General features: G+C 63.8%; 18 protein-coding genes and 1 riboswitch. Of the genes, 12 read left to right on the forward strand and 6 right to left on the reverse strand.

The window, feature by feature from the left end; genetic code table 11:
- The first annotated feature begins 223 nt into the window (after positions 1-223).
- The 5 genes from QEH68_RS07720 to QEH68_RS07740 are packed head-to-tail and all read left to right on the forward strand — an operon-like array spanning position 224 to position 4,703.
- Positions 224-1,141, forward strand: coding sequence for an SIS domain-containing protein (locus QEH68_RS07720; protein WP_280627602.1), 918 nt, complete (start codon positions 224-226; stop codon positions 1,139-1,141).
- A 9-nt stretch (positions 1,142-1,150) separates the two neighbouring features.
- Positions 1,151-2,086, forward strand: coding sequence for an ROK family protein (locus tag QEH68_RS07725; RefSeq protein ID WP_280627603.1), 936 nt, complete (start codon positions 1,151-1,153; stop codon positions 2,084-2,086).
- On the forward strand, positions 2,083-3,051 hold the full coding sequence (locus QEH68_RS07730; protein ID WP_280627604.1) for a hexose kinase: 969 nt from the start codon (positions 2,083-2,085) through the stop codon (positions 3,049-3,051). Before QEH68_RS07725 ends, QEH68_RS07730 begins: the two co-directional genes overlap by 4 nt.
- Positions 3,033-3,887: a class II fructose-bisphosphate aldolase gene (locus QEH68_RS07735; RefSeq protein WP_280627605.1), complete on the forward strand. Its 855-nt coding sequence runs from the start codon at positions 3,033-3,035 to the stop codon at positions 3,885-3,887. The genes QEH68_RS07730 and QEH68_RS07735 overlap by 19 nt, the downstream gene beginning before the upstream one ends.
- Before the next feature lie 24 nt (positions 3,888-3,911).
- Positions 3,912-4,703 carry a DeoR/GlpR family DNA-binding transcription regulator gene (locus QEH68_RS07740; protein ID WP_089594303.1) on the forward strand — a complete coding sequence of 264 codons (792 nt, stop codon included), beginning with the start codon at positions 3,912-3,914 and terminating at the stop codon, positions 4,701-4,703.
- A 24-nt stretch (positions 4,704-4,727) separates the two neighbouring features.
- Here QEH68_RS07740 and QEH68_RS07745 read toward each other — a convergent pair whose 3' ends face one another.
- On the reverse strand, positions 4,728-5,408 hold the full coding sequence (locus QEH68_RS07745; RefSeq protein ID WP_242703564.1) for a histidine phosphatase family protein: 681 nt from the start codon (positions 5,406-5,408) through the stop codon (positions 4,728-4,730).
- 23 nt (positions 5,409-5,431) lie between these two features.
- On the opposite strand from QEH68_RS07745, the gene QEH68_RS07750 reads away from it, so the two are divergent.
- Positions 5,432-6,205 (forward strand): type II CAAX endopeptidase family protein, encoded by a 774-nt coding sequence (locus QEH68_RS07750; RefSeq protein WP_280627606.1) that lies wholly within the window; start codon positions 5,432-5,434, stop codon positions 6,203-6,205.
- A 120-nt stretch (positions 6,206-6,325) separates the two neighbouring features.
- Here the strand turns inward: QEH68_RS07750 and QEH68_RS07755 are convergent, their stop codons facing one another.
- A complete protein-coding gene (locus tag QEH68_RS07755; RefSeq protein WP_089594306.1) occupies positions 6,326-6,964 on the reverse strand; it encodes a VOC family protein in 639 nt (212 codons plus the stop codon).
- A 225-nt stretch (positions 6,965-7,189) separates the two neighbouring features.
- Here QEH68_RS07755 and QEH68_RS07760 point away from each other — a divergent pair, with 225 nt between their 5' ends.
- Positions 7,190-8,506, forward strand: a complete 1,317-nt coding sequence (locus tag QEH68_RS07760) for a bifunctional o-acetylhomoserine/o-acetylserine sulfhydrylase (protein ID WP_280627988.1) — start codon at positions 7,190-7,192, stop codon at positions 8,504-8,506.
- Positions 8,507-8,689: 183 nt separating this feature from the next.
- Positions 8,690-8,806: riboswitch (SAM riboswitch) on the forward strand.
- Between the two features lie 15 nt (positions 8,807-8,821).
- Positions 8,822-9,943: a homoserine O-acetyltransferase gene (locus tag QEH68_RS07765; protein WP_280627607.1), complete on the forward strand. Its 1,122-nt coding sequence runs from the start codon at positions 8,822-8,824 to the stop codon at positions 9,941-9,943.
- A 61-nt stretch (positions 9,944-10,004) separates the two neighbouring features.
- Here QEH68_RS07765 and QEH68_RS07770 read toward each other — a convergent pair whose 3' ends face one another.
- The 3 genes from QEH68_RS07770 to QEH68_RS07780 all read right to left on the reverse strand — a co-directional run bounded on the left by QEH68_RS07770 (position 10,005) and on the right by QEH68_RS07780 (position 12,552).
- On the reverse strand, positions 10,005-10,412 hold the full coding sequence (locus QEH68_RS07770; RefSeq protein WP_280627608.1) for a hypothetical protein: 408 nt from the start codon (positions 10,410-10,412) through the stop codon (positions 10,005-10,007).
- A gap of 75 nt (positions 10,413-10,487) precedes the next feature.
- Positions 10,488-11,675, reverse strand: coding sequence for a winged helix DNA-binding domain-containing protein (locus QEH68_RS07775; RefSeq protein WP_280627609.1), 1,188 nt, complete (start codon positions 11,673-11,675; stop codon positions 10,488-10,490).
- A 34-nt stretch (positions 11,676-11,709) separates the two neighbouring features.
- Positions 11,710-12,552 carry an SGNH/GDSL hydrolase family protein gene (locus QEH68_RS07780; protein WP_207596940.1) on the reverse strand — a complete coding sequence of 281 codons (843 nt, stop codon included), beginning with the start codon at positions 12,550-12,552 and terminating at the stop codon, positions 11,710-11,712.
- Positions 12,553-12,622: 70 nt separating this feature from the next.
- Between QEH68_RS07780 and QEH68_RS07785 the strand changes: the two genes are divergently transcribed.
- A complete protein-coding gene (locus QEH68_RS07785) occupies positions 12,623-13,273 on the forward strand; it encodes a dienelactone hydrolase family protein (RefSeq protein ID WP_280627610.1) in 651 nt (216 codons plus the stop codon).
- A gap of 11 nt (positions 13,274-13,284) precedes the next feature.
- Here QEH68_RS07785 and QEH68_RS07790 read toward each other — a convergent pair whose 3' ends face one another.
- The gene (locus QEH68_RS07790; protein WP_207596942.1) at positions 13,285-13,512 is read right to left on the reverse strand and encodes an RNA-binding S4 domain-containing protein; all 228 of its coding nucleotides are present in this window, start codon (positions 13,510-13,512) and stop codon (positions 13,285-13,287) included.
- Between the two features lie 23 nt (positions 13,513-13,535).
- Between QEH68_RS07790 and QEH68_RS07795 the strand changes: the two genes are divergently transcribed.
- The 3 genes from QEH68_RS07795 (at position 13,536) to QEH68_RS07805 (ending at position 17,031) form a co-directional block, all read left to right on the forward strand.
- Complete coding sequence (locus QEH68_RS07795) at positions 13,536-14,540, forward strand: DMT family transporter (protein WP_207596943.1); 1,005 nt, start codon at positions 13,536-13,538, stop codon at positions 14,538-14,540.
- 140 nt (positions 14,541-14,680) lie between these two features.
- On the forward strand, positions 14,681-16,066 hold the full coding sequence (locus tag QEH68_RS07800) for a glycine--tRNA ligase (RefSeq protein WP_207596944.1): 1,386 nt from the start codon (positions 14,681-14,683) through the stop codon (positions 16,064-16,066).
- A 2-nt stretch (positions 16,067-16,068) separates the two neighbouring features.
- Positions 16,069-17,031 (forward strand): GNAT family N-acetyltransferase, encoded by a 963-nt coding sequence (locus QEH68_RS07805; RefSeq protein WP_207596945.1) that lies wholly within the window; start codon positions 16,069-16,071, stop codon positions 17,029-17,031.
- Positions 17,032-17,124 lie beyond the last annotated feature (93 nt).

The following is a 17,124-nucleotide window of genomic DNA, read 5'->3' on the forward strand; positions in this document are numbered from 1 at the left end:
TGTCTAAGACTGCTCCACAGGACAGAAGTTGACAAGAGTTAACAGCCAGTTAACTTAAAAGCACATCCCGGCACACGCTTTCCGCGGTCCGGCGTACATTCCGGCCGTGCGCACTTGACGAGCGGAGTTCCTCCGCGAATGATCCTTGTGAGATCGAAAATGATCGTTTAGTGTTTCTATAGATCAGAAAACGTCATTAAGCTGAGCGGGAGCGGAACACACGATGAGCGAGAACACACTGGGCGCCTTCATGGAGGAAGAGCTGGTTTCCCAGCCCGACGTATGGCAGCGGGCTGTTGAGCAAGCCCGTGCCGAGGACGTGCTTCCGGCTGACGGGAAGCGCATCGCCGTGATCGGGTGCGGGACCTCCTGGTTCATGGCGCAGAGCTACGCGGCCGCCCGCGAATCCGCCGGGAAGGGCGTCACCGATGCCTTCGCCGCGTCCGAAGCTTTCCTTAACAGCAACAGCGCCGATCGCCAGTACGACGCCGTTGTGGCCATTACGCGGTCAGGCACCACCACTGAGGTACTCGAGATCCTGGCCGAGCTTCAGGGGATCGTCCCCACCGTGGCAATCATCGGCGACACCACCTCCCCGATCATCGAACTGGCAGATGCCGTGATCGGACTGCAGTACGCCGACGAGCGTTCGGTAGTTCAGACCCGTTTTGCCACCACAGCGCTGGTGTACCTGCTGACCAGCCTTGACATCGATGTGCAGCAGGCCATCGATGATGCCCGCGACGCCGTGAGCGCGCCGGTCCCGCAGGAACTCCTGGACGCCGAGCAGTTCACCTTCCTCGGCACTGGATGGACGGTTGGACTGGCCCACGAGGCAGGCCTGAAAATGCGGGAGGCAGTACAGGGCTGGACAGAGTCCTACCCCGCCATGGAGTACCGGCACGGTCCCATCTCCATCGCAGCTCCGGGCCGCGTCACTTGGCTGTTCGGTGCCCAGCCTGAAGGGCTGGACGGCGACATGGCCGTTACCGGCGCCCTCTACATCCACACCGACAAGCACCCGTTGGCTGAGCTGGCCAGGGTTCACAAGGTCACCTTGGAGCGTGCGCGCGTCCGTGGCCTGAATCCGGATCTGCCCCGCAACCTGACGCGTTCCGTCATTCTCGACGCCTCCGCCTAGGCTTCGGTCATGGTTCTCGGAGCCGCAGAATCACCGGTCCTCTCCTTCGATGTTGGCGGGACTGACATCAAGGCCGGCTTGGTGGATGCCCGGGGGACAGTCCTGGGCATGCGCCGGGTTCCTACACCATTGGATCCTGCCCGTCCCGGCGAGGCGGTCCTGGACAGGCTGGCCCAACTCAAAACCGAGTTGGCTGCCGAGTTCCCGGACGTCCCCGCCAAAGCGGCCGGCATCATCGTCCCGGGCATCGTGGACTCCGTGGCCGGCATCGGTGTCTACTCTGCCAATCTCGGCTGGCGTAATTTCCCTTTCACGGCCGAAGCCGAAAAGCGCCTGGGGATTCCGGTGGCGTTTGATCATGATGTCCGGTCCGCTGCCGCTGTGGAACACACCTTTGGTGGTTCCAAAGAGTTCAAGGACGTTGTGGTGATGGTGGTGGGGACCGGCATCGCCGCAGCCGTTTTCTCCGGTGGCAAGGCGGTCACCGCTGGCGGCTTCGCCGGTGAGCTTGGCCATGCCCAGGTCCCGGACCCCGACGCCGGACCTGGCTCCCCGGGTTCCACCATCCTGGAAGCAGTCGGTTCGGCCGGTGCCATCGCCAAGCGCTACTACAAGGCGTCCGGGAAAAGGGTGAACGGTGCCCGCGGAGTCCTGCTCAGGGCCGGAGACGGCGATGAACTGGCCGCGCGCATCTGGGCCGATGCCGTGGATGCCCTCGCCTTCACCATCTGCCAGTGCGTCAACATCGTGGGAACCGAAGCGGTGGTAATCGGCGGTGGCCTGGCTGAAGCCGGTGACGACCTGCTGGAACCCCTCCGGGCCAAGGTGGACGGCATCCTTGACTTCCAACGACGCCCACAGCTGATCCGGGCCGAACTGGGGCAAGACGCCGGCCTGCTGGGTGCAGCCCTGAATGCGCGGGCACTCCTGGGAGCAGCACAATGAAGCGAGCCAACGTGAACCGCATCATCACCGTCACCGCCAATCCGGCCATCGACATGACCTATACCGTGCAGGGAATCACCGAGGGCGCCAGCCACCGTGTGCCCACCCCTCTGAGCCGGGCCGGCGGCAAGGGCATCAACGTTGCCCGTGTGACACACCAGCTGGGCTACCCTGTCCTGGCCATCGCACCCACCGGCGGCGCCGCCGGGCAGACACTTGCAGCTGAGCTCTGGACCAGCGGCGTTCCCCACACCCTGGTAGGAGTCGCTGCCGAGACCCGCCGCAGCATCGCCCTGGTGGACACGGTCGCCGGCGAAACGTCCATCTTCAACGAGGAAGGCCAGGCGCTCCTGCCGGACGACTGGCGCTCACTCAGGATTGCGGTGGTTGAGGCCGTCAGCGGAAACCGAAACCTGCCGGCCTCCGTCCTGGTCGGTTCGGGAAGCCTGCCGCCGGGTGCTCCAGGAGATTTCTACCCGGAACTGGTGCGCCTGGCCCACGATGCCGGCATTCCGGCCATCATCGATACCTCCGGCCCCGGAATCATCGCCGCAGCCAAAGCGGGTGCGGACATCCTCAAACCGAATCACCACGAGTTGGCCGAAGCGACCGGGGAGTCCAGCCTTGAAGCAGCCGCGCTCGCCCTGATCGACATGGGCGCCCGGACGGTACTCGTCAGTGCCGGCGCGGACGGCATGCTCGCCTTCGATCACGCCGCTCCCGGTGGCTACTGGAGCGCGCGTCTGCCTGAAGCGCTGAGCGGCAACCCCACAGGGGCGGGCGACGCCGGTGTGGCGGCTGCCGCCGTCGCACTCGCCGAAGGCATCACGGAACCGCGCGAAATACTCCGCCGGGCCACCGCGTGGTCCGCCGCTGCCGTGCTCATGCCGGCCGCCGGCGAAATTTCACCGCGGTACCAGGAACTTCAAGACCAACTGATCGTGACATGGAAGGAGACCCGGTGACCCTGGTCAACACACGGGAACTCATGGACAGGGCCGCGGCTTCCGGCACAGGCCAAGGCGCGTTCAACATCATCCACATCGAAACAGCCGAAGGCCTGGTGGCCGGCGCCGAAGCGGCAGGTGTTCCGTTGATCCTGCAGATCTCCGAAAACTGCGCCAAGTACCACGGCGGGCTCGAACCGATTGCGTCAGCCGCCCTGGCGATCGCCCGCTCCGCCGCCGTCCCGGTGGCCCTGCACCTGGACCATGCGGAGTCCGAGGACCTCGCTCTGGCTGCGGTCGACCTGGGATTCGGCTCCGTCATGTACGACGGCGCGCATTTGCCGTACGAGTGGAACGTCGAAGTCACCCAACGTGTCGCCGCCTACGCCCACCAGCGCGGTGTCTACGTGGAGGCCGAGCTCGGGAAAGTGGGAGGCAAAGACGGTGCCCATGCCCCGGGCGTCCGGACCGACCCCGCCGAGGCCCAGGATTTCGTTGAGGCCACCGGTGTGGACGCGCTCGCCGTGGCCGTTGGTTCCTCCCACGCCATGACCGAACGAAGCGCTTCACTGGACCTCCACCTGATCACCCGCCTGAAGTCCGCGGTCGGAAAACCGTTGGTCCTTCACGGCTCCTCAGGCGTCACAGATGAGATGCTCGTAGCCGCTATCGGCGCGGGTATGACTAAAATCAACGTATCCACACATTTGAACGGGTTCTTTACCCGCGCCGTCCGTGAGTACCTCGATGCCAACCCTGCCGTGGTGGATTCCCGGAAGTACCTCAAGGCCGGCCGGGATGCCCTTGTGCTGGAGTCCGCACGTATGCTGACGCTGTTCGCCAAAGCGAAATAGCTCCGAACCCGCGAAAGGCTCGTCATGACGCGCACCGATCGGCTGACTGCCATCCTCGATCTCCTGGCCGAGTCCGGCCATGTGGAAGTCGAGGACATCGTGACGCGTCTGGGCGTGTCACCGGCCACGGCCCGTCGAGACCTGGACAGCCTCGCCAAGCAGAGGTTGCTCAGCCGGACCCGGGGTGGGGCCACCACCGGATCGGTGGCTTATGACCTCCCGGGCCGCTACAACCGTGACGACCACGCCCAAGCCAAGCAGGATATTGCCCAGGCTGCGTCCGCGCTGATCCGCCCCGGTGCTGTGATAGGCCTCAGCGGTGGCACCACCAACACCGCTCTGGCCCAGTTGCTCTCCACCCGCGAGGACCTCAACGCCCCGTCCAACAGGCCCACGCTGACGGTGGTGACCAACGCCATCAACATTGCCTCGCAACTGGCGGTCCGGCCCAACATCAAGATCATGGTCACCGGTGGCATCCTGAATCCGCGCTCCTACGAGCTCGTGGGTCCCTACACGGATGTCATCATGCAGAAAGTTGCGTTGGACATTGCGTTCATCGGCGTCAATGGCGTGGACCCGGACCTCGGTCCTACCATCACCGACGAGGGCGAGGCCATGGTCAACACTGTGATGGCACGGCGCGCCACGGAGTCCTACGTGGTAGCTGACTCCTCCAAAGTGGGCCGCCGCTCCTTCGCAGCCATGGCGGGCTACGACTTCAGGCACCTCATCACCGATGCCGGAATCAGCGCAGAGGACAAGGCTGCCTTCGAAGCCAAGGGCACGGAAGTCATCGTCGCATCAGCCGGCTAGCCACCGGCAAGCCGGGTGCGTTGCCTAAAACCGCATTCTGGGTGCGTGCAGCACCGAATCGTCAACATCCCTGGGCACCCACTGGCTGAACGGTGAATCGAGGCTGTACTGGCCGTCGTCGTTCCTGACCAGTGTGCGCAACTCAGCGTTGTCCGGGTTGTTGAGGGATTCGAAGTATTCAACCGTCCAATGGAACCAGCGCATGCAGAACAGCCGCATGGTCAGTCCGTGCGTCACCAGGAGAGCGTTCGGCGCGTAGGTGGGCTTTTGCCAATGGCGGTAGAGCGTCTCCATGAAGGACGACACGCGGTCGTACACATCGGAACCCGATTCGCCCTCGCGGAACCGGTAGAAGAAGTGGCCGTAGAGATTGCGGAGCTCCTTTTGATCCTCGATCTCCCCGGCAATCTGGAAGTTGGCCCAGTCCTGCTCACGAAGCCTGGGTTCCTCAATGACGCGTTCTATCAACGAGCCCAGATTCAACGCCTCCAAGGTCTGGTAGGCCCTCAAATATGGTGAGACGTAGACGCAGACCTGTTGCCCGTCGAGCCTGCGGCGAAGGTCTTCGCCGGCAATGCGGGCTTGCTCCACACCGAGTTCCGTGAGGGGGATCCGGTAGTCCGGCACACGGTTGTAGATGGACGTGTCGGCGTTTGCGGCGGACTGGCCATGCCGGATCATGAAAATTCTTGCTGGGGCACCCATCCCACCAAGCATAGGGTGGGTACATGTTCCTTGCTTCCCGCCGACGGCTGCGCGCCGAAGTACTGATTGTGCTGGGCCTGTCCCTGGGCCAGTCGGCCGTCTATTCCGTGGTGCAACTTCTGGACAAGATGACGCGGGCTCCCTTGGCCGACGCCACCTCAACCCTGAACCGGTCCCAAAGCACCCGCGAGTACTTTGACCTTACCTACCAACTGTTGGACATCATCTTCGCCCTGGTGCCTGTGGCTCTGGTGTTCTACTTCCTCTCCGCGCATATCCAGGCAAACCGCGACGGCGACAACGGCTCGGCGTTCGCCCGGCTCGGCTTCAACTTCGCCCGGCCGGGCAAGGACCTGCTCCACGGTGTGGGCCTTGCTGCGGTGATCGGAATTCCGTCTCTAGGCCTCTACGCCGCCGGCCGGGCCCTCGGCATCACCACGGCGATTGTTCCCAGCGGTCTGGACGCCTACTGGTGGACCGTGCCAGTGCTCATCCTCTCTGCCATGCGGCATGCGGTCGTGGAAGAAGTGATCGTGGTGGGGTACCTCATGGACCGTTTCGGCAAATTCGGGTGGAGCATGCCCGTGGCCATTGTGGTCAGCGCGGTCCTGCGGGGGAGTTACCACCTGTACCAAGGTTTTGGGCCGTTCATCGGCAACGTGGTCATGGGTCTGGTGTTCGCGTGGATCTATACCAGGACCAAGCGGGTGATGCCCTTGGTGATTGCCCACGCGCTGCTGGACATTGTGGCGTTTGTGGGCTTCAGCCTGTTCGGCAAGGCGGTCGGTCTGGGGTAGGGCGCTTAAACATATCCGGCCGCCATCGGTGGGTGACGTCATTGGCACCCGCTGATGGCGGCCGAAGTTTTACCGGACAGGGATGACCGGTGCCGGGACGTGCCCGGATGGACGGGGCGGTCAGATGGTGACTGCTCCTGAGGCGGTTTCGAAAGTTACTGACATGATTCCCGGAGTGCCGTGCGGTGCCATCCACTGGACAGCAACGTCCTCAAGCGGCTTTTCCACCGGTTCTCCGAGCCATTCAGTGACGCGTTCCGCCGAGCCCGCAATGGTGAGGCTGGACATCTTGACGTCGCTTTCGTAGATCCTGGACGGGTGCAGTGACGGGTCGCCCTCCCACTTGAGCAGGTACGGGACCTGGGGATCTGCGATCAGCCCCAGGATGCCGATCTGCTGCCACACCAGTTCGCGGCCGTCAGGGAACTTGCGGTTGCCCGGAACAGCGGAGCGGCCAAGGCGGTCCTCAAACGGTGCCAGGTCATCAACAGCGACGCACCAGCCCATCCAGCCACCACCGGCGGCCGAGCGGGCACGAACTGCCTGGCCAAAGGGTGCTTTGTCGGAAGCGGGGTGGTCCAGGACCTCCACCACTTCCAGGTACTTGTTATCCGCAAGGGGAATGATCATGTTCCGGGTACCGAAGCGCGGGTGCACTCCGCCCCGGACAGCGTCCACTCCCAGTGCCGCGGAAATTCGTTCGGTAGTGGCCAGAAGGCCATCTCGTTCACAGGCGTAAGAGACGTGATCCATGCGCATGGCTTCATCTTGGCACTTTGTGATCGGGGTCTCAGCTAAGTCAACCCTAACTAAGGTGGGATGTGCATAACCGGTGCCGTACCGCGTCATGCGGCGACGCTGAAAGACCGAAAGATTCCACCGGCGTCACAAAGCTGTCCAAGGCTCCGGACACTTCCTAGACTGGCCCCAGCTCACATGCAGCACGTTTCCACAGAACCCATGCGCCACGAACAGGAGAACTCCATGTCCCAAGGATGGTCTTTCGAAACCCGCCAGATCCACGCAGGCCAGGAGCCTGACTCTGCCACGGGAGCACGGGCACTGCCGATCTACCAGACCACCTCCTTTGTGTTCCCCAGCGCCGAGAGCGCAGCCAACCGGTTTGCCCTGGCCGAGCTCGCGCCCATCTACACGCGGATCGGCAACCCGACGCAGGATGCCGTGGAGCAGCGGATCGCGAGCCTCGAAGGCGGCTTGGGCGCCCTCCTGCTGAGCTCCGGCCAGGCTGCGGAGACCTTCGCCATCCTCAACATCGCGGAGGCCGGCGACCACATCGTGGCCAGCCCCAGCCTGTATGGCGGTACGTACAACCTGCTGGCGCACACCCTGAAGAAGTTCGGCATCTCGGTGACCTTCGTGGAGGACCCGGACAACCTGGAGCAGTGGCGTGATGCCGTCCAGCCGAACACCAAACTGTTCTTCGGCGAGGTTGTTTCCAACCCGCGCCAGGACGTACTGGACATCGAGGGCGTCGCCCGCACCGCCCACGAGGCCGGTGTGCCACTCATCGTCGACAACACACTGTCCACTCCCTACCTCATCCGTCCCATCGAGTGGGGCGCCGATATCGTGGTCCACTCCGCCACCAAGTACCTCGGTGGCCACGGTTCCGCCATCGCCGGCGTGATCGTGGACTCAGGCAACTTCGACTTCGGCAAGGACCCGGAGCGCTTCCCGGGTTTCAACACCCCGGACCCCAGCTACAACGGTTTGGTCTACGCCCGGGATCTTGGCAAGGATGGGGCGCTCGGCGCCAACCTCTCCTACGTCCTGAAGGCACGCGTCCAGCTTCTCCGCGACCTCGGTTCCGCTGTGTCCCCGTTCAACGCTTTCCTGATTGCCCAGGGGCTGGAGACGCTGAGCCTGCGCGTCGAGCGTCACGTAGCCAACGCCACCAAAGTGGCCGAGTGGCTGGAAGCCCACGACGACGTCGAATCGGTTGCCTACGCGGGTCTGCCGTCCAGTCCGTGGTACGACCGTGGCCGGAAGTATGGTCCGCAAGGCACCGGCGCCATTGTTGCGTTCAACATCAAAGGTGGCGTTGAAGCGGGCAAGCGCTTCGTGGACGGACTGGAACTGCACTCGCATGTGGCCAACATCGGCGATGTCCGCTCGCTGGTCATTCACCCGGCGTCCACTACGCACAGCCAGCTGACAATTGAACAGCAGCTGGCGGCCGGTGTTAAACCCGGCCTGGTTCGCTTGTCCGTGGGAATTGAGCACGTGGATGACATCATCGCCGACCTCGAAGCCGGATTCCGGGCCGCCAAGGGAGCCTGATTCCCGACCTGGACGATACGGCGCGACCACGCCCGCCACCTTCCTGGGAGGCCGCCCGGACCGACGATTATTCGCCGGGCGGCGTTCCGGAGTGCTGCTTCGTGAACGAAAACGCCCTAAAGCGTCACACTGATGTCACATTCTTCGCCATACCCGCCCTGTATTTCCTAGACTCTTCGTATAGGTCATGAGTGCCAGCGCGTAGCCCCGGCTTGCTGGCCGGCAACCCTCCTCCGCGGTGGGGTGCCCCGGGTGAAGACCTGGCCTGTTCGCACCCAAGGCGACGGGCAAGCGCGAGTTTAAGGTGTCAAAGGAATGACCATCACTGCTACAGCCCTTCCAAAATCCGGAGAAGAAGACGGAACCGTCAAGTACGCCGCCATTGGGCCGCTGGACCTTGAAGCCGGTGGATTCCTTCCCGACGTCGTCCTCGCTTATGAGACCTGGGGGCAGCTGAACGCCGATGCCTCCAATGCCGTGCTCATCCAGCATGCCCTCACGGGCAGCACACACGTAGCCCGGGGAGCTACGGACGAAGAAGGATGGTGGGAGCAGTTGGTAGGCCCCGGTGCCACCATCGACACCACCAGGTTCTTTGTCATCTCCATCAACATCGTGGGTGGCTGCTACGGCAGCACTGGACCGTCCTCGGAGGCGCCGGACGGCCGTCCTTGGGGCTCCCGGTTCCCCTTGGTCACCCTGCGCGACAGCACCGAGGCGGAGGCGCGCCTGGCCGAAGCCCTGGGAATCGAGGCCTGGCATGCCGTGCTGGGCGGTTCCATGGGTGGCGCCCGTGCGTTGGAGTGGGCAGTGACCTTCCCGGAGCGGGTGAAACGCTGTGCCGTGATATCCGTGGGTGCCTACAGCACGGCCGAGCAGATCGCCTTTGCGCAGGCCCAAACCCTGGCCATCCGTCAGGACCCGAATTTCAACAACGGCGACTACTACGGTGGCACTGCCCCTGAACACGGGCTCGCCTTGGCCCGGCGCATCGCCCACATCACCTACCGCTCCGCACTGGAGTTGGACTTCCGCTTTGGCCGTGAAGCCCAGCACCTGGAGACACCTCTCGCCGCTGCGGTCCTGGGGGAGCGTGGCCGCTATCAGGTGGAGAGCTACCTGGACCACCAGGGAACAAAGCTCGTCCGACGATTTGACGCCAACAGCTACATCGCCCTCACCGAAGCCCTGATGTCCCACGACGTCGCACGCGGCCGTGGATCGCTGGAGGCAGCCTTGTCGCGTACCACTGCGGAGTTCTTCGTTGCGGCGGTGGACAGCGACAGGTTGTATTTCCCGGCGCAATCCCGGGAATTGGCGGCAGCCTTGCCGGGTGATGTTCCGGTTCATATCATTGAGGCGCCGATCGGCCACGACGGGTTCCTGACGGAAATCGGCCAGCTCTCAGCACAGCTCCGCGGAGCCTTCTTCGCCTAAGTTGAGTGGCCGTTGCAGGACAGTTGAGTAGCGGCTGCAGGACGCCGGGTTGGCCGCCAGGCTAGCCGTTCATGATGTCGCCGCGCTGCTTCATGTAGTCCTCCATGGCGATCTCCCCGTTGCTGAATTTTGCGTCCAGCTCTGCCAGCTTGCGAGCGCGGTAGCCTTGCGGCTCCGATCCGTTGGTGGCCGGGAAAGGCGTGGGGGAGAAAGTGTTCGACGGCGCCCCGGACTGCGGTTCGTCATCTACAGGGCGGATGACGGCCGGCCCGGACGGATAGCCCGGGTAGTCCTGGGGTGGGTAATTCTGTGCCGGGTAACCGGGGCCGGGCAGGTTCTGCTGCGGGGGATAACCGGGGCTGCGGAAGGTTCCGTTCTGGATCCGGCGCGCGCGGGATCGGTTGTACATGCGGATCCCGAGCGGAATCAGCCACGAGCAGACGATGATCCAGAAGATCAGATTGTTCACAGTGCAGGCCTCCTAGGTCGTATCCCAGCTTAGCCCGGTCGCACGGCGTGAACTCCGGCGCCTGCAGTGAGGACTTCAGAGGAGGCGGGCCTCCATGCCCAGGAACTGCCCATAGCGTTCCACTTCGGCGTCGAGGGCCATCTGTTCGGGAGGGCTTGTGGGCCGGTTCATGCGGACATCCAGGTGGCAGGCTCCGCCGGAGAATCCATGGCGCCACCATCCGGCCAACCTGCCATCCATCAGGACCACGTGCATGGGCCCGTTGTCTTCGGGGAAGTACGGTGCTGTCCCACCCAGATAGCGCCGGGACTGCGAATAGCCCATGACGTATTCGTCGTAGCACTGGATGAGGTCGATGCGGGGGAGTCTTGCGTCAGGCAGACGCGAAGGGCCCCCGGGGTTGGTGAGCTCGACGGCATCTTCCGGGGCCAGGTAAAACTCGAGGCCGTCCATGGCGAGTGATGCCAGGGCGCCCGGCGATAGCTTGCCAGCCACGTGGATGCCCAGCTTTACGTCCTTCATGGTCAGCCCGGACCACACGGCGCAGTCCTTGATGGTGGCGGGTCCGCGGCTGCCGAAGTATCGGAGAACCAACGTGCCCAGGGCCTCTTCACGGTCCTCCCCGGTCAACGGCGTGCGGACGAAACCCGGCACACGCTCCTCGAAGAGGGCATACGTCTGTTTCAGGGCGCCCCCGGACGAGCGCACGGGGGAACCGCTCACGAGGATGCGACTGACCTCGGCGTGCATGAGGTGGTAGATAAACCCCAGGCCCTTGCTGGGTAAGCCGGCCTGTCCCAGGACTTCAGCCAGCTCTTCGCGCGTCTTGTGGGCCCCGTCGGCGACTGCTGAGGCCAGGATCCGGCCACTGAGTGCGGACGTTTTTTCATCCACCCCTGTTTGGCGGTACATGCCTTTGTTTCCCTGATGCAGCCGGTCCGCGGAGAGTCCCATCAGCCAGCCGAGGTCGTCCCGGTGCACAAAATGCCACGTGGGCCGCAGGATGTGCGTCCGCAGGATGGTTCCATCGGCAACGGCTTGTTCCACATCGGAGGATGTGGAAGCGGATGTCCTTTGTGCAAGGGTCCACCGCGCATACGGAAATTCCTGGGACTGGACTGCCAACAGGTTGCGGACCACGTCTCCGGCGGTCCCGGACAAAGGAGGCCGCAGTTGCTGCCGTCGCAGTCGCAGGCGCCGGACCCTCTCCGCGAAGAGGTCCGCCTTATCCGCCACTGTGGCCACCCGAAAGTCCGGCCCCATGAAACCCTGCTGGCACCATCACCTGAATGTCGCCCTAGCTCCGCGGCAGCAAGGTGCCGCTGGGGCCGAAGACAGGACCCGGCGTCGGACGCTTTGGCGTGATGCCGTCACCGGAGGACTGGTGCCGGAGCCTTCGGATAACCCACGGGACAAAGTACTCGCGCGCCCAGACGAGATCCGAGGAGCGGGCCTCACGCCAGGTCCGCGGAGGCAGCGGCTTGGGCATCAGTGGTTCAAGGGTGTGCTGGACGTTGAGGGAGTCCAGGACCATCATGGCGATGGTGTGGTGTCCCAGGGGCGAGAAGTGCAGGCGGTCCGCATCCCACATTTGGTGATCTGCCAGCTGCCGCAAAGACCACATGTCCGCTATCACGGCGTCGTGGCGTGCAGCCACTGTCCTGAGGTTCTCGTTGTAGATGGCCACTTTTCCACGGATGCGCCCCAGCACCGATGCGGCGGTGTCCGGGCCGTTAAAGAGCACCACGGTGGCGCCGCCGGAACCCAGCTCGCCAACCGCGGCATCGAGTTTTTCGGCCAGCAGATCAGGGTCGCCGCCGGGCCGGATGAGGTCGTTGCCGCCGGCTGAAATGGACACGAGGTCGGGCTGCAGTTCGAGGCAGGGCCCCACTTGTTCATCGATGATCTGCTGGAGCAGCCGGCCCCGGATGGCGAGGTTGGCGTAGGCGAAGTCGTCCTGGCCACGGCCCAGTTCCTCGGCAACCCGGTCCGCCCAGCCGCGGTGGCCGCCGGGGTTCATCGGCTCCGGATCGCCGATCCCTTCGGTGAACGAGTCACCCAGTGCCACGTAACGGCTCCACGGGTGTCTCTGAACAGGATCGTCGGGTTTCAACAAATGGTTGTTCTCACTCACGTTCATATCCTGCCCCCTGACGGCAAACCTACGCCACCGTAGGTTGTTACTGGCGGGTAACTGCAAGAATGGATCCATGACTGAAGCCCCCGCCTTCCCCGCGCCCGTTGTCCTGTGGTCCCACGAAGAAGCTGAGCGTGCCGGCAAACCCCTCCTGGTCCTGCTGCATGGCTACGGCTCCAACGAGGACGATCTCTTCAGCCTGGCCGGACTGCTCCCTGACGGTTTTGTGGTGGCGGCCCTCCGCGCGCCGATGCCCATGGGACCTGGCTTCACGTGGTTCCCGCTCACGGCCTCCATCGACTACTCCTTGGATGCCGTGAAACTGGCGGCCGAGTACGCCCTTGAGTGGCTGGACACGGTCAAGGCCAATCACTCTTCGGTCACCCTGCTCGGCTTCTCCATGGGTATGGCCATGGCGACCACCATGGTCCGCTACCGTCCCGCGGACTTTGCCGCCGTCGTCGGGCTTTCAGGCTTTGTGATCGACGCCGATGGCGACGCCGCGTTCAAGGACGACGAGCTGGACGGATCGATGCCGATGTTCTGGGGCCGGGACCAGCAGGATCCTGTCATTACGCAGGACAAGATCGACTACACCATGGGCTGGGTCCGCAAGCACGTGGACCTGACCAAGGTCCTGTACACGGGCATGTGGCACGGCATCAACCAGCAGGAAATCGGGCACGTAGGGGAGTTCCTTACCCACAAGGTCCTCGCCCCCTAAGGGGCGTTGTTTCAGGCGGCGGCGATCCGCACGGTCTGGCCGTTGACCGTCACAGTGTCCCCAACGTGGAGTTGGCGGCCGCGGCGGTCGTCGATCTCGCCGTTGACCTTTACCAAGCCGTTCTTGATGAGCTCAGCGGCCTCAACTCCGTCCTCCACAAGGTTGGCAAGCTTCAGCAGCTGGCCCAGGCGGATCATGTCGTCGCGGATGGTGATGTCTTCGATTTCCGGAGTGCTCATACAGCAATGATGCCTGAAGTAGTGTGGTGACGGTGCCGCAGCCTTCTCCCCGTCCCGTCCTTCCGCTCGCCGTTGGCCTTCCTGTCGCAGTAGCAACAGGGCTGGTCATCCCGCTCCAGGGAAGGATCAACGGGGCCCTCGGCGCCACACTCGACGACGGCATCGCCGCAGCTGTGGTGAGCTTCACCACTGGCCTTCTGCTGATAACGGCCATTTCACTGGCAACGCCCAAGGGCAGGGCAGGCCTCCAACGCATCATCCCTGCAGTCCGGAACCGAAGTTTTCCGCGCTTCTACGTCATGGCCGGGGCCATCGGTGCGCTGTTCGTTTTTGCCCAGTCGTTCACGGTCGCGCTGTTGGGTGTAGCGCTGTTTACCGTCGCCGCCGTGACGGGACAGACCCTCAGCGGTCTGCTCGTGGACCGCATGGGCATTGGCCCGGGCGGTAAACGCTCCATCACAGGCGTCCGCGTCATCGGCAGTGTCCTGACCGTGGCCGCCGTCGCCTGGGCGGTTTCACCCCGCTTCGGCGGCGACGCCGACATTGCCTCGCTGGTGCTGCCGGTCCTCCTGCCGCTGGCGGCCGGATTCTTCATGAGCTTCCAGCAGGCCATGAACGGAACGGCCACCGTCCACTACGGAACACCCATCGCAGCCACCTTGGTCAACTTCATTGCGGGGTCGGCCATTCTCTGGATCGCCTGGCTTATCAAGCTGGCCGTTGCCGGACCCGGCAATCCGCTTCCCTCCGAGTGGTGGTACTACCTCGGCGGTCCCATGGGCTGCCTGTTCATCGGTTTGGCAGCGCTCTTGGTCCGCAGCCTGGGCGTGCTGATCACGGGCTTGGGCATGATCGCCGGCCAGTTGGTGGGGTCGTTGGTGCTCGACGTCGTGATCCCCAGTCCCGGTGCGGTAGTCGCCTTGCCCACGGTGCTGGGCACGATTCTCACGTTGGCCGCGATCATCGTGGCCACGCTGCCGTGGCCCAAAGGCTCCTTTGCACGGAGAGGCCCTGCCAAAGGCCGGTAGGGTAGAAGGCAGGTAGATTCAAGTATCTTTGAGTACTTGCCCATACCTTCCCCAGCACCCCGCCGGACAACCTCGTCCGGGATCCGGGGCCACCACCGCGGACCGCACCCAGCGGCCCTGTAGAACAAATGGAGTTACCCATGGCAGCAAAATCCGTCCTTGACCAGGTCATTTCCCTCTCCAAGCGGAGGGGCTTTGTCTTCCAGGCCGGTGAAATCTATGGTGGCTCGCGTTCCGCCTGGGATTACGGTCCCCTCGGTGCTGAACTGAAGGAAAACATCAAGCGCCAGTGGTGGCAGAGCATGGTCCGCGGCCGCGAGGACGTTGTCGGCCTGGATTCATCCGTCATCCTTCCCCGCCAGGTATGGGAAGCATCCGGCCACGTGGAGGTCTTCTCCGACCCCCTGGTGGAGTGCCTTTCCTGCCATAAGCGCTACCGCGCAGACCACCTCGAAGAAGAGTACGAGGAAAAGAAGGGCCGTCCGGCAGAAAACGGCCTGGCGGACATCGTCTGCGCCAACTGCGGTACCCGCGGCCAATGGACTGAACCCCAGGAATTCTCCGGCCTCCTGAAGACCTTCCTCGGCCCGGTGGCCAGCGAGGAAGGCATGCACTACCTGCGTCCGGAAACCGCCCAGGGCATCTTCGTGAACTTCAACAACGTGCTCACCACGTCCCGGAAGAAACCGCCGTTCGGCATTGGCCAGATCGGCAAGTCCTTCCGCAACGAAATCACGCCGGGCAACTTCATTTTCCGTACGCGCGAATTCGAACAGATGGAGATGGAATTCTTCGTCGAGCCCGGCACCGACGTTGAGTGGCACCAGTACTGGATGAAGGAACGCATGTCCTGGTACACGGACCTTGGCATCCGCGAGGACAACCTCCGCTTCTTCGAACACCCGCTGGAGAAGCTCAGCCACTACTCCAAGGGCACCACGGACATCGAATACCGTTTCGGTTTCCAGGGCTCCGAGTGGGGCGAGCTCGAAGGCATCGCCAACCGCACCGATTTTGACCTGTCAACGCACGCCAAGGCATCCGGCACGGACCTGAGCTACTTCAACCAGGCCACCAACGAGCGCTACACCCCGTACGTGATCGAGCCCGCAGCAGGCCTGACCCGCTCCTTCATGGCCTTCCTGATCGATGCCTACACCGAGGACGAGGCACCCAATGCCAAGGGCGGCGTAGACGTCCGTACCGTCCTGAAGCTGGATCCGCGCCTTGCGCCGGTCAAGGCTGCCGTGCTGCCGTTGAGCCGCAACGAGGACCTGTCCCCGAAGGCCAAGGCGCTGGGTGCCCAGCTGCGGAAGAACTGGAACATCGACTTCGACGACGCCGGTGCGATCGGCCGCCGCTACCGTCGCCAGGATGAAATCGGTACGCCGTTCTGCATCACCGTGGACTTCGACACGCTGGAAGACCAGGCCGTCACCATCCGTGAACGCGACACCATGAGCCAGGAACGTGTGTCCCTGGACAAGGTTGAGGGCTACCTTGCAGCACGCCTGATCGGCGCCTAGCCATGGCTCTGGAGTATCGCGAATGGAAGGAGGGCGACGACCTCGCCCTCCTGGAAATCTGGGGCGGCCCGGAGACCCTTCCCGCTGAGCAGTTCCGTGCGGCCCTGGCGCCGTCCAGCAACCACCCTTGGCGCCGCTGCATCGTGGCCGAAGACGTGGTGGACGGGGTACGGATCCCTGTGGCCGCCGGCGTGGTTCACGAGGCATCCCTGCACCCCGAACGACTGTGGGCGTATATCGAGGTTGCCAGGGACCACAGGCGTGAAGGCGTGGGCGCCACCCTGCTGACCATGCTTCGCCGCGAAGCCGGGAACTCGCCGTCGGGCGTTTCCAAGCTGCGCAGCAAGGTGGAGCCGGACACAGCCGGTGCGGCGTTCGCCGCGGCAGCGGGACTTGCGCCCATCCAACGGTCGCAACTGGTGGTGGTGGAGCCGGAGCCCCTGTCCTTGCCGCGGTTCGGTGACGGTTCCGAGGAAGCCGCGTCCGAGCGAGTGGAGGACCTGGCGACGGGTTCGGTTGAGTTGAGTGACGTTGTGGGCAAGTACTACTCGCACGTCCACCAATGGGACAGCCCCGGGGAGCTCAGCATCGCAACAGTGCAGCGGTTGTTCCTGCATGACCTGACCGGAGCCCATGGCGCGATCGTGCTGCGCGCGCCCAAAGCCAGTGCTTTTGGCCAAGGCGTTCCAGCAACCCGCAAGGGCAAAATCCAGGCCTTCGCCATCAGCTACGCCCAGGGCAACCCGGACGAACCGTCGGATGTCTTCCTGGGGCATGACCCCCAGCTGTCAGCCGACGACGCAGCCGCGGCGGTACGTGATCTCTTGGCGCTCATCGCTTACCAGCACCCGGTACTGCTGGAAGTGGACGAATCCATGACGGCCCTTCGGACGGTTCTGGAGCCACTGCTGGGATCGGGCAAGGCCCATGTGCGCGGCGCGGATACGTTGATCGTCAGCGACTGACCAGTGTTGATCGACTGGATCCCGTGCTGCCTGCATTCTGCGGGCGGCACGGGATCTTGTGCTTTATGGCTGAACTCTGCAGTGGGCCTGGTC

This window comes from Paenarthrobacter sp. OM7 (assembly GCF_029873575.1).
Classification (GTDB): Bacteria; Actinomycetota; Actinomycetes; order Actinomycetales; family Micrococcaceae; genus Arthrobacter.

What these genes read in the sequence shown, in the direction of transcription:
- QEH68_RS07720 (WP_280627602.1), top strand. Translation starts at nt 224, where the DNA reads ATGAGCGAGAACACACTGGGCGCCTTCATGGAGGAAGAGCTGGTTTCC.
- QEH68_RS07725 (WP_280627603.1), top strand. Translation starts at nt 1,151, where the DNA reads ATGGTTCTCGGAGCCGCAGAATCACCGGTCCTCTCCTTCGATGTTGGC.
- QEH68_RS07730 (WP_280627604.1), top strand. Translation starts at nt 2,083, where the DNA reads ATGAAGCGAGCCAACGTGAACCGCATCATCACCGTCACCGCCAATCCG.
- QEH68_RS07735 (WP_280627605.1), top strand. Translation starts at nt 3,033, where the DNA reads ATGGAAGGAGACCCGGTGACCCTGGTCAACACACGGGAACTCATGGAC.
- QEH68_RS07740 (WP_089594303.1), top strand. Translation starts at nt 3,912, where the DNA reads ATGACGCGCACCGATCGGCTGACTGCCATCCTCGATCTCCTGGCCGAG.
- QEH68_RS07745 (WP_242703564.1), bottom strand. Translation starts at nt 5,408, where the DNA reads ATGGGTGCCCCAGCAAGAATTTTCATGATCCGGCATGGCCAGTCCGCC.
- QEH68_RS07750 (WP_280627606.1), top strand. Translation starts at nt 5,432, where the DNA reads ATGTTCCTTGCTTCCCGCCGACGGCTGCGCGCCGAAGTACTGATTGTG.
- QEH68_RS07755 (WP_089594306.1), bottom strand. Translation starts at nt 6,964, where the DNA reads ATGCGCATGGATCACGTCTCTTACGCCTGTGAACGAGATGGCCTTCTG.
- QEH68_RS07760 (WP_280627988.1), top strand. Translation starts at nt 7,190, where the DNA reads ATGTCCCAAGGATGGTCTTTCGAAACCCGCCAGATCCACGCAGGCCAG.
- QEH68_RS07765 (WP_280627607.1), top strand. Translation starts at nt 8,822, where the DNA reads ATGACCATCACTGCTACAGCCCTTCCAAAATCCGGAGAAGAAGACGGA.
- QEH68_RS07775 (WP_280627609.1), bottom strand. Translation starts at nt 11,675, where the DNA reads ATGGGGCCGGACTTTCGGGTGGCCACAGTGGCGGATAAGGCGGACCTC.
- QEH68_RS07780 (WP_207596940.1), bottom strand. Translation starts at nt 12,552, where the DNA reads ATGAACGTGAGTGAGAACAACCATTTGTTGAAACCCGACGATCCTGTT.
- QEH68_RS07785 (WP_280627610.1), top strand. Translation starts at nt 12,623, where the DNA reads ATGACTGAAGCCCCCGCCTTCCCCGCGCCCGTTGTCCTGTGGTCCCAC.
- QEH68_RS07790 (WP_207596942.1), bottom strand. Translation starts at nt 13,512, where the DNA reads ATGAGCACTCCGGAAATCGAAGACATCACCATCCGCGACGACATGATC.
- QEH68_RS07800 (WP_207596944.1), top strand. Translation starts at nt 14,681, where the DNA reads ATGGCAGCAAAATCCGTCCTTGACCAGGTCATTTCCCTCTCCAAGCGG.
- QEH68_RS07805 (WP_207596945.1), top strand. Translation starts at nt 16,069, where the DNA reads ATGGCTCTGGAGTATCGCGAATGGAAGGAGGGCGACGACCTCGCCCTC.